The sequence below is a fragment of the Mycobacterium sp. Dal123C01 genome (genome assembly GCF_052566995.1).
In genome coordinates this window covers 2,481,346-2,496,436 of the sequence record NZ_CP199580.1, presented here as the reverse complement: position 1 = coordinate 2,496,436, position 15,091 = coordinate 2,481,346, and the positions used below count along the sequence as shown (strand labels likewise).

Annotated in this window: 16 protein-coding genes; 5 read left to right on the top strand and 11 right to left on the bottom strand. The window is 66.5% G+C overall.

What is annotated here, in order from left to right; translation table 11 throughout:
• Positions 1-23 precede the first annotated feature (23 nt).
• Genes ACTXG5_RS12000 through ACTXG5_RS11990 form a run of 3 tightly spaced genes read left to right on the top strand, consistent with a single transcriptional unit; the run spans position 24 to position 3,680 of the window.
• Positions 24-1,073, top strand: a complete 1,050-nt coding sequence (locus ACTXG5_RS12000; RefSeq protein WP_445164379.1) for an enoyl-CoA hydratase/isomerase family protein — start codon at positions 24-26, stop codon at positions 1,071-1,073.
• A 13-nt stretch (positions 1,074-1,086) separates the two neighbouring features.
• Positions 1,087-1,878 (top strand): enoyl-CoA hydratase, encoded by a 792-nt coding sequence (locus ACTXG5_RS11995; protein WP_445163852.1) that lies wholly within the window; start codon positions 1,087-1,089, stop codon positions 1,876-1,878.
• Between the two features lie 8 nt (positions 1,879-1,886).
• On the top strand, positions 1,887-3,680 hold the full coding sequence (locus ACTXG5_RS11990) for an alpha/beta hydrolase (RefSeq protein ID WP_445163851.1): 1,794 nt from the start codon (positions 1,887-1,889) through the stop codon (positions 3,678-3,680).
• Here the strand turns inward: ACTXG5_RS11990 and ACTXG5_RS11985 are convergent, their stop codons facing one another.
• Together ACTXG5_RS11985 and ACTXG5_RS11980 are read right to left on the bottom strand one after the other, a co-directional pair.
• Entirely contained in the window at positions 3,681-4,121 is a 441-nt protein-coding gene (locus tag ACTXG5_RS11985; protein ID WP_445163850.1) for a rhodanese-like domain-containing protein, read from the bottom strand.
• A complete protein-coding gene (locus tag ACTXG5_RS11980; protein ID WP_445163849.1) occupies positions 4,121-4,717 on the bottom strand; it encodes a cysteine dioxygenase in 597 nt (198 codons plus the stop codon). Before ACTXG5_RS11980 ends, ACTXG5_RS11985 begins: the two co-directional genes overlap by 1 nt.
• A gap of 159 nt (positions 4,718-4,876) precedes the next feature.
• On the opposite strand from ACTXG5_RS11980, the gene ACTXG5_RS11975 reads away from it, so the two are divergent.
• Together ACTXG5_RS11975 and ACTXG5_RS11970 are read left to right on the top strand one after the other, a co-directional pair.
• Positions 4,877-5,287, top strand: coding sequence for a lipoprotein LpqV (locus tag ACTXG5_RS11975; protein WP_445163848.1), 411 nt, complete (start codon positions 4,877-4,879; stop codon positions 5,285-5,287).
• Positions 5,288-5,432: 145 nt separating this feature from the next.
• Complete coding sequence (locus ACTXG5_RS11970) at positions 5,433-6,437, top strand: patatin-like phospholipase family protein (protein WP_445164378.1); 1,005 nt, start codon at positions 5,433-5,435, stop codon at positions 6,435-6,437.
• Here the strand turns inward: ACTXG5_RS11970 and ACTXG5_RS11965 are convergent, their stop codons facing one another.
• The 9 genes from ACTXG5_RS11965 to ACTXG5_RS11925 form a co-directional block, all read right to left on the bottom strand.
• On the bottom strand, positions 6,438-7,307 hold the full coding sequence (locus ACTXG5_RS11965; protein WP_445163847.1) for a patatin-like phospholipase family protein: 870 nt from the start codon (positions 7,305-7,307) through the stop codon (positions 6,438-6,440).
• A gap of 1 nt (position 7,308) precedes the next feature.
• Complete coding sequence (locus ACTXG5_RS11960; RefSeq protein WP_445163846.1) at positions 7,309-8,196, bottom strand: class II glutamine amidotransferase; 888 nt, start codon at positions 8,194-8,196, stop codon at positions 7,309-7,311.
• Positions 8,197-8,227: 31 nt separating this feature from the next.
• Complete coding sequence (locus tag ACTXG5_RS11955) at positions 8,228-8,701, bottom strand: SRPBCC family protein (RefSeq protein ID WP_445163845.1); 474 nt, start codon at positions 8,699-8,701, stop codon at positions 8,228-8,230.
• Between the two features lie 13 nt (positions 8,702-8,714).
• Entirely contained in the window at positions 8,715-9,788 is a 1,074-nt protein-coding gene (locus tag ACTXG5_RS11950) for an NAD(P)H-dependent amine dehydrogenase family protein (protein ID WP_445163844.1), read from the bottom strand.
• Positions 9,789-9,814: 26 nt separating this feature from the next.
• Positions 9,815-11,446 (bottom strand): long-chain fatty acid--CoA ligase, encoded by a 1,632-nt coding sequence (locus ACTXG5_RS11945; RefSeq protein WP_445163843.1) that lies wholly within the window; start codon positions 11,444-11,446, stop codon positions 9,815-9,817.
• Positions 11,447-11,574: 128 nt separating this feature from the next.
• Entirely contained in the window at positions 11,575-12,729 is a 1,155-nt protein-coding gene (locus tag ACTXG5_RS11940) for a YncE family protein (protein WP_445163842.1), read from the bottom strand.
• A gap of 395 nt (positions 12,730-13,124) precedes the next feature.
• Positions 13,125-13,895 (bottom strand): DUF427 domain-containing protein, encoded by a 771-nt coding sequence (locus ACTXG5_RS11935; protein WP_445163841.1) that lies wholly within the window; start codon positions 13,893-13,895, stop codon positions 13,125-13,127.
• Between the two features lie 7 nt (positions 13,896-13,902).
• Positions 13,903-14,175 carry a DUF6295 family protein gene (locus ACTXG5_RS11930; RefSeq protein WP_445163840.1) on the bottom strand — a complete coding sequence of 91 codons (273 nt, stop codon included), beginning with the start codon at positions 14,173-14,175 and terminating at the stop codon, positions 13,903-13,905.
• Between the two features lie 12 nt (positions 14,176-14,187).
• Positions 14,188-14,943: a dienelactone hydrolase family protein gene (locus ACTXG5_RS11925; protein ID WP_445163839.1), complete on the bottom strand. Its 756-nt coding sequence runs from the start codon at positions 14,941-14,943 to the stop codon at positions 14,188-14,190.
• Positions 14,944-15,091: the final 148 nt, after the last annotated feature.

Genomic DNA, 15,091 nt, shown 5'->3' with positions numbered 1-15,091 from the left:
GAGGCTAGGGCGTGACCGAAGGCGTGACTGAGGAATCCGACTCCGAAACCGACGAGGTCTTGACCCGCGTGGACAACGGCGTCGGCTTGATCACGCTCAACCGCCCCAAGGCACTCAACTCGCTGAATCAGACGATGGTCGACGTGCTGAGGCCCCTGCTGACCCGTTGGGAAGCCGACGACGCGGTGGGCGCGGTGGTGCTGTCCGGAGCCGGCGAGCGCGGGTTGTGCGCCGGTGGCGACGTGGTCGCGGTCTATCACAGCGCCCGCAAGGACGGCGTCGAGGTTCGGAAATTCTGGCGTGACGAGTATCTGCTCAACGGTCAGGTCGGCCGGTTCGCCAAGCCGTACGTGTCGTTGATGGACGGAATCGTGATGGGCGGCGGAGTCGGGGTCAGCGCACACGGGAGCGTCCGCGTGGTGACCGAAACCTCGAAGGTGGCAATGCCGGAGGTGGGAATTGGGTTCATTCCCGACGTCGGCGGGACGTTTCTGCTTTCCCGGGCGCCGGGCGCGCTTGGTCTGTACGCCGGGCTGAGCGGAGCACCGTTTTCCGGAGCCGACGCCATCCTGCTGGGATTCGCCGACCACTACGTCCCGCACGCCCAGCTTGACGCGTTCACCCGAGCGATCGTCGACGACGGCATCGACAGCGCGCTGGCCGCCCACGCCATTGAGCCGCCTGCCAGTGACCTTGCCGCGCAACGCCATTGGATCGACGAGTGCTTTGCCGGTGAGACCGTGGCGGACATCATCGCCGCGCTGCGCGGGCATGACGCCGGGCCGGCGCAGGACGCCGCGAAGCTGATCGCCGGCCGATCCCCCATCGCGGTGTCGGTGACGCTGGAGGCGGTGCGCCGGGCCGCCAAGGCCGAAGCGCTGGAAGATGTTCTGGTCCAGGACTATCGGGTGTCGTCGACAGCGGCGAGTTCACACGACCTGGTGGAAGGCATCCGAGCGCAGATCATCGACAAAGATCGCAATCCGAAGTGGTCGCCGGCAAACCTGGCGGAGGTCACCGCAGCCGACATCGACGCGTATTTCGCGCCGGTCGACGACGACTTGAGTTTCTAGAAAGGCGGTTTGGATGAGCGAGGACACCCCAAAAAGCTACGAATCCATCCTGGTCGAGCGCGATCAGCGGGTCGGGACCATCACACTGAACCGGCCTCAGGCACTCAACGCGCTCAACAGCCAGGTGATGGAGGAAGTCACCAGCGCGGCAATCGAATTCGACAACGATCCGGGCATCGGGGCGATCATCATCACCGGTTCTGCCAAGGCGTTCGCTGCCGGGGCCGACATCAAGGAGATGGCCGGGTTGACGTTCGCCGATGCGTTCGGCGCCGACTTCTTCGCCACCTGGGGCAAACTGGCGACCGTGCGCACCCCGACGATCGCCGCGGTGGCCGGGCACGCGCTCGGCGGCGGCTGCGAGCTCGCAATGATGTGCGACCTGCTGATCGCGGCCGACACCGCGAAGTTCGGTCAGCCCGAGATCAAACTCGGCGTACTGCCGGGCATGGGTGGTTCGCAGCGGCTCACCCGCGCCATCGGCAAGGCCAAGGCGATGGACCTGATCCTGACCGGACGCACCATCGGCGCCGAAGAAGCCGAACGCAGCGGTCTGGTTTCGCGAGTGGTGCCGGCCGACGACCTGCTGACCGAGGCCAAAGCCGTTGCCACCACCATTTCGCAGATGTCGCTCTCAGCGACCCGGATGGCCAAAGAAGCCGTCAACCGTGCCTTCGAGGCCACCCTGGCCGAAGGACTTCTCTACGAACGCCGGTTGTTCCATTCGACTTTCGCGACTGAAGATCAGTCCGAGGGAATGGCGGCATTCGTCGAGAAGCGTGCCCCCAACTTCACTCACCGGTAGGACGCCCCATGAGCCAGCCAGGTTCTGCGACCGGCACCGACGACGAATCAGCTGTCGGCGCAGACAAACTCGCGGGCTCACCAGACGCGCCGCCGGCAGGTGTGGCCACCAAACCCGAGGCGGCTGCCGAAAACCCGGATGCTTCCTACGATTTCGTGGAGATCGCGACCAAGCCATTTTGGGTGCGCCACTACACCTTCACCGGCACCACGGTCGGCCTGATCTTCATCTGGTTCTCGATGACGCCGTCGCTGCTGCCGCGCGGCCCGCTGTTCCAGGCGTTGGTCAGCGGGTTCTCCGGCGCCATCGGCTACGGGCTGGGCGTCTTCTCCGTCTGGCTGGTGCGGTATATGCGCGAAAAGAAGTCCAGCCCGCCGCCACCGCGCTGGGCGTGGAAGGTACTGATCCCGATTGCGGTGGTGGGCCAGGTGCTGATGGCGATCTGGTTCCACGTGTGGCAGGACGACGTGCGCAACCTGATGGGCGTGGCGCATCTGAAGTGGTACGACTACCCACTGACCGCGATCCTGTCGCTCATCGCGCTGTTCACGGTGGTCGAAATCGGGCAGGCCGTTCGCATGTTGGTCAGATTCCTTGTGGGCCAACTCGATCGGATCGTGCCGTTCCGTCTCTCGGCCACCATTGTGGTGGTTCTGCTGGTGGTTTTGACGATCACCGTGCTCAACGGGGTGGTCATCAAGTTCGCGATGCGCACCATGAATAACACCTTCGCCTCGGTCAACAACGAGATGAATCCGGATACCACGCAGCCGACAACCCCGCTACGGTCCGGTGGCCCGCAGTCGTTGGTGTCCTGGGAATCGCTGGGCCATCAGGGGCGCATCTTCATCAAGGGCGGTCCCCGAGTCGACGAGCTGACCACATTCAACGGGGCTCCGGCCACCGAACCCGTCCGCGCCTATGCCGGGCTGAAGTCCGCCGACGGCATCACGGCGACCGCCGAGCTCGCGGCACGTGAACTGCAGCGCACCGGCGGCCTGCAGCGCGCCGTCGTCGCTGTCGCGACGACCACCGGGACCGGCTGGATCAACGAGGCGGAAGCCTCAGCGCTGGAGTACATGTACAACGGCAACACCGCGATCGTGAGCATGCAGTACTCGTTTTTGCCGAGCTGGCTCTCGTTTCTGGTGGACAAGGAGAACGCCCGGCACGCCGGCCAGGCACTGTTCGAGGCCATCGACAAACTGATCCGGCAATTGCCTGAGGGACAACGCCCCAAGCTCGTCGTGTTCGGCGAAAGCCTGGGCTCGTTCGGCGGCGAGGCGCCGTTCCTGAGCCTCAACAACGTCCTGGCCCGCACCGACGGTGCCTTGTTCAGCGGACCGACTTTCAACAACACCATCTGGACGGACCTGACCTCCACCCGAGACGCCGGTTCGCCGGAGTGGCTGCCGATATACGACGACGGCCGCAACGTCCGATTCGTCGCTCGCCCAGGCAATTTGGACCGCCCCAAGGACCCATGGGGTGCGCCGCGGGTGGTGTATTTGCAGCACGCTTCCGACCCGATCGCCTGGTGGACGCCCGATCTGCTGTTCAGCGAACCAGATTGGCTGCGCGAAAGGCGGGGCTACGACGTGCTGCCACAATCGCGTTGGATCCCGGTGGTGACCTTCCTGCAAGTGTCGGCGGACATGGCGGTTGCCGTGGATGTGCCGGACGGGCACGGTCACCGCTACGTTGCCGATGTCGCTAACGGCTGGGCAGCGGTGTTGTCGCCGCCCGGGTGGACGCCGGAGAAAACCGAGCGGCTACGGCCGTTGTTGCATGCCAACGATTAGCTAGATCCAGCGACGGCCAGTCGCGCCGGTGTTCGCCAGCGCTGCCGGGTTGAGGGAATCGCCGGCCAACTCGGCGAGCACACCGGCACCCGCCAGCGCGTGATAGCCGCCGACGACGTCGGTGGCGCGGTGCAGGCCGATGTCGAGCAGCGCGGCCGCCGCCAGGCTGGAGGTGTAACCCTCCGAGCACACGATCACCCACTCGACGTCGTCGCCGACGGCCTCCGGCAGGCGTGAATCACTGGACGGGTCGCAACGCCATTCCAGGACATTGCGTTCGATCACCAGTGCGCCCGGCACCTCGCCCTCGCGGAATCGCTGTGCCTGCGGCCGGATGTCGACGAGCACCGCCCCGCGCCGCAGTGCATCGGGCACCTCGGCGGCTCCAAGCCGGCGAAAACGGCGTCGAGCGGATCTCAAGACAACGTCGATACGGCTCATCACATCCCTTCCGGTTGATCGGTCAGTTCGGTGCGCTGTCGGCGCAATCTGTCGTGGTCGGTGACCTGGTAGTACGACATCGCGGTCAGCGGCGGCGAGTAGGCGTGCACGCTCAGCGTCGGCGCAACCGGTCCCTTGATCGTAGTGACGGTTCCCGGGACAGGGCTTGGAACAGGCCTGGGCGCCCACACCACGTCATGCACCCAGCCGAGCGGGAACCCGGCCTGATCACCGGCATCGAGGCGGCGACGCCGCAAGCTCCGCCCGTCCCAACGGAATTCGTTGAGCGACCCGGACACCACGGTCAGCGCACCCAGTGACCCGCCGTGGTCGTGCAACTCGGTCGCGTGACCGGGAACCCAGCTGATCAGCCAGACATCGAGTTCGTCGTCCCCGTGGATGCGGGTGAACCAGCGCCGAGACTCCGGTATCCCACCGGCGGGCAGCAGGTGGTCGCAACGGCCGCTGAGCACATCGTCGGCGGCTTGATCGGTGGCGTGCAGCAGGTCGGGAACCCGCAGCCGCGTCGGCCCTGCGGAGGGCGACGCGATAGTCGGTGAACGCAACGCAACGGAACTGGCGACAGGCAAGGACATTGGCAGAGCTCCAGAGAGAACGGATGGGGTAAGCGGCGGCGCCTTAGGGCCGACAACACTCCCAAAATCCGAAGCGCTCCATCACGGCCGCCAGTGTTGCATAGATTTGAGGCTGTGCGCTGGTGCAATCATCGGCCCCTGCTATGGGGCGCGTTCGTTGTGGCGACCGGTTTGGCCGGTCTGTGTTCGGTCACGGGGTGCTCGCCGGGCGGCGGCCCGGGCGGCAAGATCACGTCGTCACCCACCCAGTCGTCGGCCGCCCCGCACGGCCCGAGTTCGGCGCCACCGGACGCGATCGGGCTCTCCCCCGCGGGTGTGACAACCAAGGTCGACGTCCCCGCGAATTCGACCGAAGAGGAGTACTACCAGGCCTGTCATGCCGCAAAGGTGTGGATGGACGCCCAGCCCAAGACCGGTGAGTCGCTGTTCGAGCCCTACTTGGCGATGGTCCAGACCTCGCCCTCGGGCACCGCGGGCAGCTGGAACGCCCGCTGGGCGGAGCTGACACCGGCCCGGCAGGCGGCGGTGATCACCGCCGCGCGGGCGGCCGCCAACGACGAATGTGGCTAGCGCCACGGGGCCGCGCTTCGAACTCCTGCGCAATTGCGATCACGGATGAAAAAAGTGCCACCCCGGTCCCGCGGGGGTCCGTACCGCCACGCAAAATGTGGGGGTGTCTGGCGAAGCTGTCGCGCGTCGATCATCTCCGACTCGGGTGGCGCTGGCACTCGGTAGCGGTGGCGCCCGGGGCTACGCCCACATCGGGGTGATCGAGGCGGTGCAGGCCCGCGGCTTCGAGATCGTGGGGATCACCGGCTCGTCGATGGGTGCGATGATCGGCGGTCTGCAAGCAGCCGGACGACTCGACGAGTTCGCCGACTGGGCGAAGTCGTTGACGCAACGCACCATTCTGCGCCTGCTCGATCCGTCTATCAGCGCGGCCGGCGTGCTGCGGGCCGAGCGAATCCTGGAAGCGGTGCGCGACATCCTCGGTCCGGTCACCATCGAGCAACTACCGATCCCCTACACCGCGGTGGCGACCGACCTGTTGGCCGGCAAATCGGTGTGGTTTCAGCACGGCCCGCTCGACGAGGCGATCAGGGCGTCCATCGCGATTCCGGGGGTGATCGCCCCGCATAAAGTTGGCGGACGCTTGCTCGCCGACGGCGGCATCCTGGATCCGCTGCCGATGGCGCCGCTCGCCGCGGTGAACGCCGATCTGACGATCGCCGTGGGCGTCAGCGGCAGCGAGGTGATCGCTAAACGCGAGCCGGAGCCGGGCGCCACTGTCGAGTTGCTCAACCGCATGGTGCGCAGCACTTCCGCGCTGCTCGATACGTCCGCCGTCCGGGCGCTGCTCGACCGGCCGACCGCGCGAGCCGTGTTGAGCCGATTCGGTGCGGACACCTGGTCGGAGGAATCGGACGAAGAAACCTCCGCGGGCGAGGGCGAACTCGATGAGGCGCTCGAAGTTCCGAAGCTGGGCAGCTTTGAGGTGATGTACCGAGCGTTCGACATCGCCCAATCGGCGCTCACGCGCCATATCCTGTCGGCCTACCCGCCCGACTTATTGATCGAGGTACCGCGTTCGGCGTGCCGGAGCCTGGATTTTCACCGGGCAGCAGAGGTGATTGACGTCGGCCGGATGTTGGCCGACCAGGCCCTGGATGCGCTCGAACCTCTTGCTGAGGAACCCGCACCGCCGGCTATCGAGGGCTGATCAGACGCCCAAGAACCGCGCGATCCCCTGCGCTTCGCGACGGCCCTGCTCACGTCCGGCCACGGCCGAGCTGACACGGCAGCGGGGATCTAACACGTTGGGCCCGAACGCCTTCAACGATTCAGCGTCGGCGAACACCGCGAATGCCGCGCCCTCGAACGCCGCGATCTCGGCAGCCGGCCCGTCGCCGAACGCCGACGGGGCGTCGGGCGCCGAGGGCACCAACACCACGGCCGCGTCGCAGTCGCGGGCGACACCGAGGTTCACCGAGCTGGCAATCCCGCCGTCCATGTACCGCCGGCCCGCGATCGTCACCACCGGCCACGCCCCCGGCACCGCGCAACTGGCCGCCACCGCATCGACAAGCTCAGCACCCGAATCTTGGTCGAAGACCATCAATTCACCGGTGGCCGTGTCGATCGCGGTAATCCGCAGCGTGCGGTCGGGCCAGTCGTGCGACGGCAGACGTTGCGCGATCACCTGGCGGCGGACGGGCTCGGCAACGGTTTTGGCGCCCAGCGCCACGGCCCCGATCCGCTGCATCTGCTGACGCGTCTTGGCCAGCGGCTCGTCGTACGGCTCCGCCAGGGCGGCAAGAAAAAGTTCGGTGATGGTTTCGACGTCGACGCCCGAATCGATCTCGCTCGACGTCTCGGCGACTTGGCGATCGAACAACGCCGCCAGCGTGCCGCCGACGCCGATCTGGGCGGCGACCGCCGACCCCGCCGAGGTTCCGACCAGCACATCCGAATCCAGCAGCAGCCGCGCCGCATCCGCAGATTCGTCGGCGATGCCCTGCAGAATACCTGTCTCCCAAGCGATTCCGGCTATTCCCCCGCCGGCGAGCACAAGTGCGCGCATAGTCGTCACGTCACAACCGCCGGGTGTTCGGCAGCGCGTGCTGCGCGTCTTCGACCGGCACGCTGAGATCCGCGCGACGCAGCAGATGCCGGGGCGGGTCCGGCAGTATCAGCGTTCGGCTGATCTGCAGCGCGCCGTCGACGTGCACCAGCTCGCCGGGGTGCAACAGACACCAGCGCGGGTCGTCGTCCATCGGTTCGGTGGCCAGCACCACCGAAGGCCGCGTGCACAGCGACTCGGATTGCGCGTGGATTCGCTTGGTACGCAAATCGAACTCCGCATCGGGTGCAGCGGCCTCGTGGCGCCGGTCCAGCAGGCAGAGCTGGTGGGTCTCCGGGTAGCGCAGCGCCCACATGTCCGTGGCCGTGCTCAGCAGCACGTTGACCGCATAGATCGGCACGTTCGCCGCAAGCCAGTTCATCGCGTCGGCGAGGCCGGCGGATACGTCGCCGTTGGCAGCGCGGATCGAGGCCGTGATCAACGCGAACACCCGCTCCGAATCGGTTTGGCCCAGTACCAGGTCATCGGTGCCGACCTCGCGCAGCCGTTCGTCGAGAACGTCCAGGCCCTCGAGCACACCGTTGTGCGCGAAGATCCGGCCGTCCTGCAAGAACGGGTGGGTGTTGCGGACGTCGAGCGACCCGGTCGTCGCGTAGCGCACGTGAGCGATGAACGTGGTACCGCTCGTGCGGTGTGCTTCGGTCGCGAAGTCGGCGTCCTGCCACGCCGCTATCGGCTCCTTGTACAGCTGCGGTTGACCGTTGGCATCGAAGACACCCAGGCCGGTGCCGTCCGGGTTCCGCCTGCTCTGTTCGGACAGACTGTCCGGCGCGTCCACCAGCCAAAAGGTCGCGGTGCAAGCGCGCGTTCCGGCGTGCAGGCCAAAGAGTCGACACATGGGCTCGACGGTACCGAATGCGGTTGCGGGGTCAGCGCGTCAGCAGCACCGACAGCTGGCGCAGCGCCTGGCGTGCGTAGCCCTTCCACATCGTGGCGAACAACGGAAGTGCCAATGCGGTCAGCGCCGAGCGCGGGTGAATGTCCCAGCGCCAGGTGACCTCGGTGCCGCCGGCGGCCGGGGTGAAGATCCACTCGCCCAGCACGTGGTCCACCAGCAAGGCCATCGGGCCGGTGACGTCGCCGAGCCGGTAACCGAAGGATCGCGGCGGTTCAACGCTGGTCAGCTCCTCGCGCGTGCTGCCGCCACCGGCCAACAACACGGTGCGGGTCTGGCCCGCGGCATCCCACGCACCCGTCTGCTCGCGCACCTCCTTGATCGGCGGGAAGGGCCCGTACCGGCGGTTGAAGAGCTCCGGAAGGGGTGCCGGCAGCGTGCGGCCGAAGGCCTGCTCGACGGGAACCGGGATGACCAGTGATTGCTCGACGACACGCGAATGTGCCATGGACGTAACCCTTTCAGCTGTCGGCGCGCAAGTGGCCGGCGGCCCGGCCGGTGATGAGCGGCAGATCGAAGAAGCTTTGAATACCGGCCGGGGCGGCACAGGTGGCGGGCACCGCGTTCACGCAGTGCGCGGCCGTCGCCACGATCCCCGGGTTGCTTACCAGCCCGGCCGCCACGGTCTCGGGCTGCCATCCCTTGACCGTCACGAAGGTGTCTGGGTTTCCGCGCACTTCAATCTCGTAGCGCTCCCCGGCGGGGCCGAATGACCAAGGCGGATCGAGGTTTTCGGAACCCATCAACCAATTCACGGTAATCCGGACGACGACCGCGTCGCCGACAACCGCGTCCCAATGAAAGCGGCGCCCGGCGACCTGGCCGGGCTCGATCGCCCCGATGGGCGAGTCGATCGGGGCGGTCGCGACGGCGACCTCCTGGGAGGTGCGGATCTTCGGATCGGCGGCGAAACCCAGCCGGTCGACACACAGCCGGACGGACTGGATGAAACCGCCGTCGAGGAGTTTTTGCATCGGCCCGGTCAACGCGCTGTCCGGCGTTCCGCCGAAGCCCATCACATGGCGCAGCACATCCGGCGCGCCATAGGTGCGAAGGTCTGAAAACTCTTCGGCACGAAGGTAAGTCACGCCGGTCGACATCACCGACAACAGCAACGGGAACAGCTCGGTGGCCGCACCCGGCCCGATGCCGGCGCCATGCAAGGTGGCGTTGCCGGCCTGCGCGGCGACCTCCAGCGGAGCGGCTTCCTTCTCGCCCGGGTAGAACCAGCCCAGCGGTGTGACGACGTTCTTGCCCGAACGCAGCAGGGCGGTGACTTCGGCGACGTTGGGCATCAGCGGCGCGTAAATCACCGCGTCCGCGTCCTGGGCGATCACTTCGTCGATGCTGTTCGTCGCGATCACCCCGAGCGGCGACGTGCCGATGATCTCACCGACGTCTTTGCCGCTCTTGGCCTCCGAATGCACCCAGCAGCCGGTGAGTTCGAGGTCAGGATGATCCAGCACGCCCTTGATCGCCGCTACGCCGACCGATCCGGTTGCCCACTGAATAACTCGTATGACCGGCAGGCTCATGAACTCGTTCTACACCATGAGCCAGTTCAGTCGCGCGCCTCGGTGACCTGGTATGCGTTGTCCGCGTGGCGGGATCGGATGGCTTTCTTGTCGTACTTGCCCACGCTGGTGCGCGGGATCTCGTCGGCAAAAGCCCACCGCTCGGGCAACCACCAACGAACGACCTTGTCCGCGAGGAACTTTCGCAATTCGCTGGCGCTGACTGACGCGGATTCGTTCAGGACGACGACGGCCAGCGGTCGTTCCTGCCAGCGTTCGTCGGGAACTCCGACGACCGCGGCCTCGAGCACATCCGGGTGACCGATCAGGCAGTTCTCCAACTCGACCGAGGAGATCCACTCCCCGCCGGACTTGATGACATCCTTGGAGCGGTCGGTGAGGGTGAGGAAGCCCTCCTCGTCGATGCGGCCGACATCGCCGGTGCGCAACCAGCCGGAATCGAATTTGGACTCGTCGCGCCCGCGGTAGTAGGAGCCGGTGATCCACGGGCCACGGACTTCCACCTCACCCACGGCCTGGCCGTCGTTGGGCAGCACCAAGTCGGCGTCGTCGACGATGCGCATCTCCACGCCGCAGATCGGTTGGCCCTGGGTCCCCCGGATGGCCCAGTGCCGCTCCGGCGGGGTTCCGACCGTCGGCCAGGCCAGGGTGGCCAGTGGCGATGTCTCGGTCATGCCCCACAGCTGGCGGATCTGGACGTTGTACTTGTCTTCGAAGGTGCGCATCATCGACACCGGAACGGCCGAGCCGCCGCAGGCCACCAGGCGCAGCGACGATATGTCGTGGTCGGGATCTTTTTCGAGATGACGCATCACGTCGTTCCAGATGGTCGGCACCGCGCCGGCCAGGGTGGGCCGCAGCTTCTCGATCATGTCGATCACCGATGGGGCGTCGAGGTGGCAATCGGGCAGCACCAAGTCGGCGCCCGCCATCAACGCCGCGTACGGCAGCCCCCACGCGTTGGCATGAAACATCGGCACAACGGGCAGCACCCGGTCACAGGCCCCAACCCCCATCCCGTTGGTGCTGCAGGTGGCCATCGCGTGCAGGAAGCTCGAACGATGGCTGTAGACAACGCCTTTGGGATCTCCCGTGGTGCCACTTGTGTAGCACATCGCGGCCGCGGAATTCTCATCGATCTGTGGCCAGTCGAATTCGGTCGCCTCGCCCTCGATCAGCTCCGCGTACCGCAGCACCGTCTTGCCCGACTCCTGCAGTGCGGCGGTGTCGCCGTCCCCGACCGCGATCACGGTGTGCACCGTTTCGAGGTTGGGCAGTATCGGGGCGAGCACTTTGGCCAGTGACATGTCGACCAGCACGACCTGATCTTCGGCTTCGTTGGCGACGTAGGCGACTTGCTCGGGGAAGAGCCGGATGTTGAGGGTGTGCAGCACCGCACCCATGGAGGGCGCCGCGAGGTAAGTCGCCAGGTGTTCGGCGTTGTTCCACATGAACGTCGCGACGCGCTGGTCCCCGGTCACACCCAGGCGCCGCAACGCGTTCGCCAGTTGGGCGACCTGCTGACCCAATTCGCGGTAGGTGGTGTGGCGGTAGCCGTCGCCGGTTGCGGTAGTGATCGTTCGGGCCCCGTGGACACCGCAGGCGTGCCGCATGATTGCGGTGATCGTCAGCGGAAAGTCCTGCATTGTGCCGTCCATCGATCTACCGCCTTAGGGTCTCGGCGCAGCACCGGCTCATGGTCGGTCGGGCGAATGGTATCGCCGCGCTACATCATGGGAAACGGGTTCCCCCGAGAAAGCGTGTTGTATCCACGACCTGACGAAACTCAGGCGAGCACCGGCTCGTGCGGCACGAGGTCGGGTATCAGCCAGCCGGCCGTCGACAGCTCGCTGTCGGCCGCGGCGGCCTCGATGGCCAATGGATTGGTCGAGGCGAGCGGTGTGACGGTGACGGCACCGGAGTAGTCGGCGATGTACAGGCGCTTTCCATTCGGGCTTTCCACCACGCACGACGGGTGTGTACCCGCGCCGAGAGTGGCCACGACGTCGTAGGTCAGCGTGCACAGCACGGTGACATTCTCGTCGCTGACCAGGTAGGCGCGATCGCCGTCGGCGGACAGCGTCATCCCGGTGAGAATGCCGCCGGTGTCGCCGACCTTGCGCGTGTTGGTGATCTTGTTGGTCCGGGTGTCGACGACGTCGACCACGACTCCCACCTCGCGCGCGTAACTGGCCACGTAGGCGATCGCACCGCCGGGGCTCAGCGCCACGTCACGGACGGGCAAACCGATCTCCACGGTGTCGATCACCCGCAACGCGGTCTGCTGGCCGGTGGGGCGCTTGTGCCGCCAGCGCACGCGGCCGGCGGCCGCACCGGACTGCGCTTTCGTGCCGATCACGACAAGGCGCCCACCGGAGGGCCCGTTGATGCCCACATACGCCCGGGTTCCGTCGGGGCTGACGCGCACGCACTCCGTGGTGGTCCCGGGCGCGTGAGTAGCGGCCGCGACATCGATCGTTTGGATCCGGCCGGTCGCGGTGTCCAGGACGGCGAGGTCGGCAACGCCGTCGGCGTTGCGGCTGGCGTACACGTGCCGCCCCGCGGAATCGACCGCCAGGTCGCTCACGCTCAGTGCCAGCGGATACGTCGCAACCACCGCGTTCGCGGAGGTGTCGATGACCTGGATCGAGTCGTAGGCCGCCGACACGGTACTGACGTATGCCTGGTCGGTTCCCGAGCCGCCGATCGCGATGGCGAACGGCTCGTCGACGCCGTCGACCGTCTCGAGGACCCGGAAGGTGTCGGTGTCGATGGCCGAGACGCTGTTGTCCCCGTAGTTGCTCACCAGCAGTCGGCTGCCGTCGCTACTCACGGCGATGCCGCTGATCGGGCCGTTGTGGACCGCGATCCCGACGGCTACCGGTGTGGCGTCAATCTCGACGTTCTCGCGGGCGGCCTCCCGGCCGTTCAGTTCGCTCACGTGCGCACCGCCTTCGCAGTTGTTGTCGGCCATCCACGTGCACGTCAGCCGCCCCAATTCCCGAGGCGATACTGGCGGCTGGTGATAACCGCATTTCAGCACCAAAATGCGCTGATCTGCACAAATTTTACCGGCCGAATTTCGGCCGAAAAGCATCAAAATCGGCACTGTCGGCGAAATCACCGTGCGGACTCAGGATCCGCTCAGGTGCCAGTGACCAAGTATATACACGGCCACCCGATGGCAAACAAGGGTGAGCCGCTTCAACTGGTAATTAGCGAGTTATGGCTAATTCAGCGAGGCGCGGTGAGTGGGTACCCGAATAAGAATTCATTAGATTAATCAGCAAAAAGAGGTAAATGTCACATTTGCCGGCTCGGTATGTCGACAGTCAATTAGCTGAACTGAGTCTGCGCCCGAGCCAGGGTGACACCGTCGACGACGATGTCGAGCTTTTCGTTGTAGAACGCCACCAGGCCCGCGATCTGGCTGACCGCCGGTAGCGGGTAGTGATACGTCCACGCCAGGTCGGCATGCACGGTGTCGCCGATGCGCACCGACCAGTAGCCCGAAGTCACCCCTTTGTACGGGCAGTGCGTCTGTGTCGAGCTGGGCTCCAGATGCCCGAAAGCAACATCGGTGGGGTCCAGGTAATACCTTGTGGGCAAACCGGTCTCGAAGAGCAGTACCGGCGACTGGGTATCGGCCAGCACGACGCCATCCAGCTCTACCCGGATGTGCCGGTGCGAGCGCAGCGCGTCGACCCGCGAGTAGGGGTTGCGCGGGTGGACGTAGATGGGCTCGTCCTCCTCGAACCACCGCAGCGCATCCCATTCGAAACGCACGGTGCCCGCCACGGGGCTGTCGCTGTCGGCGTCGAACACCCGCGCGGCCGACGGGGAAGTCTGGCCGGCCCCGACCAGGGCGTGCAGCCGCGAGGGCCCGAACTGCACTGTCTGCGCGTGGTTCTCGTCGCGCAGCAACTCCGCGCGCACGTCGGCCAGCGGCACGTAATACGCGGGGTAATAAGGGACTTCCCACACATAGCGAGCCGCTGTCGTGTCGAAGACCAGCTCGTCACCCAGAAAACCCCGAACCCGACGCGGTGCGGGCTCGATCCTTCCCCGCGCGGCGGCCATCTGGGGGTAGTCATGGTCGTTCGTCATGAGTCACCTACTGGTCCTTGGACGCCAGGCCGACCGGCGCATGCGAAATCGCGGCGCGGATCGCGTCGGCCAGCGCCAGCGCGCTCTCCTCGGTCAGTTCGAGAGCGACCCGCGCCGACGGACCGAGCTCCGGGTTGATCACGTCGATGTTGACCGTGTGGGTGTAGGGCGCATGCACGGCATGGTCGACGTAGACGGTCGCACGGTGGGCGCCGAACCAGCCCGCCGGGCCCTTGCCGCTGCCGTCGATCTCGACGTGCTCGGTGAGATGTGTGCACATGGCTTGCTGCACCTAGCCTTTCAGGTGGGTGGCGAAGAATTCGTCGATGTGCCGCCAGCCGTCCACCGCGGCCTCGGGCCGGTACGAAGGTCGATCGACGGAGAAGAACGCGTGGCCGGCGCCGTCGTAGGAATGGAATTCGTGCGGCTTGTCCAGCTTGGTCAGCTCGGCGTCCAGCGTAGCCACCGCAGCGGGCGTCGGGAACACGTCGTCGGCCCCGAACAGGCCCAGCAGCGGGCAGCCCAGGTTGGGCGCCAGGTGCAGGATCGGTTTCATGGCCTTGGGCATTCCCTCCCGGGCATCCTCGACGACGCGCCCGCCATAGCAGTCCACCGCGGCGTCGAACGGCAGCGAGCAGGCGGCCAGGTAGGCGTGCCGCCCGCCGGAGCAGTGACCGATGACGCCGAATTTGCCGTTGGCGCCGGGCAAGGACCGCAGGTGCTCGACCACACCCGCGACATCACCGACCAGCCGCTCGTCGGGCACCCCGCCCGCCGCACGCACGGCCGCGGCCGCATCGTCGGGAGCGGCGCCCGGTGCCTCGCGGGAGTACAGATTCGGCGCCACGGCGTGATAGCCGCTAACGGCAAGCCGGCGAACGAATTCTTTGGTTTCCCGGTCATAGCCGGGCATGTGATGGATCCAGACGACTGCGCCGCGCGATCCTTCGGCGAGCGGCGTCGCGCGGTAGGCCTCGATCTCATCGCCGCCGTGGCCGGTGATGGTGATCGTCTCCGCGCGAATGGCATCTGGGCTGACCGCGTTCATCGAAATGCTCCTTGCTTGGCCGCAATAAAGTGCGGAGCGCGTGCGGCTTGTCCGGGTGCTTGTGGGGGGTGCGCCCGCCGGACACCAACGTATCCGAACTTCACCGCTGGCCGGTGTCGGGTGCGCGCCGGCAAGAACCTCAGCCCCG

What these genes read in the sequence shown, in the direction of transcription:
- ACTXG5_RS11995 (WP_445163852.1), top strand. Translation starts at nt 1,087, where the DNA reads ATGAGCGAGGACACCCCAAAAAGCTACGAATCCATCCTGGTCGAGCGC.
- ACTXG5_RS11990 (WP_445163851.1), top strand. Translation starts at nt 1,887, where the DNA reads ATGAGCCAGCCAGGTTCTGCGACCGGCACCGACGACGAATCAGCTGTC.
- ACTXG5_RS11985 (WP_445163850.1), bottom strand. Translation starts at nt 4,121, where the DNA reads ATGAGCCGTATCGACGTTGTCTTGAGATCCGCTCGACGCCGTTTTCGC.
- ACTXG5_RS11980 (WP_445163849.1), bottom strand. Translation starts at nt 4,717, where the DNA reads ATGTCCTTGCCTGTCGCCAGTTCCGTTGCGTTGCGTTCACCGACTATC.
- ACTXG5_RS11960 (WP_445163846.1), bottom strand. Translation starts at nt 8,196, where the DNA reads ATGTGTCGACTCTTTGGCCTGCACGCCGGAACGCGCGCTTGCACCGCG.
- ACTXG5_RS11955 (WP_445163845.1), bottom strand. Translation starts at nt 8,701, where the DNA reads ATGGCACATTCGCGTGTCGTCGAGCAATCACTGGTCATCCCGGTTCCC.
- ACTXG5_RS11950 (WP_445163844.1), bottom strand. Translation starts at nt 9,788, where the DNA reads ATGAGCCTGCCGGTCATACGAGTTATTCAGTGGGCAACCGGATCGGTC.
- ACTXG5_RS11945 (WP_445163843.1), bottom strand. Translation starts at nt 11,446, where the DNA reads ATGGACGGCACAATGCAGGACTTTCCGCTGACGATCACCGCAATCATG.
- ACTXG5_RS11935 (WP_445163841.1), bottom strand. Translation starts at nt 13,895, where the DNA reads ATGACGAACGACCATGACTACCCCCAGATGGCCGCCGCGCGGGGAAGG.
- ACTXG5_RS11930 (WP_445163840.1), bottom strand. Translation starts at nt 14,175, where the DNA reads ATGTGCACACATCTCACCGAGCACGTCGAGATCGACGGCAGCGGCAAG.
- ACTXG5_RS11925 (WP_445163839.1), bottom strand. Translation starts at nt 14,943, where the DNA reads ATGAACGCGGTCAGCCCAGATGCCATTCGCGCGGAGACGATCACCATC.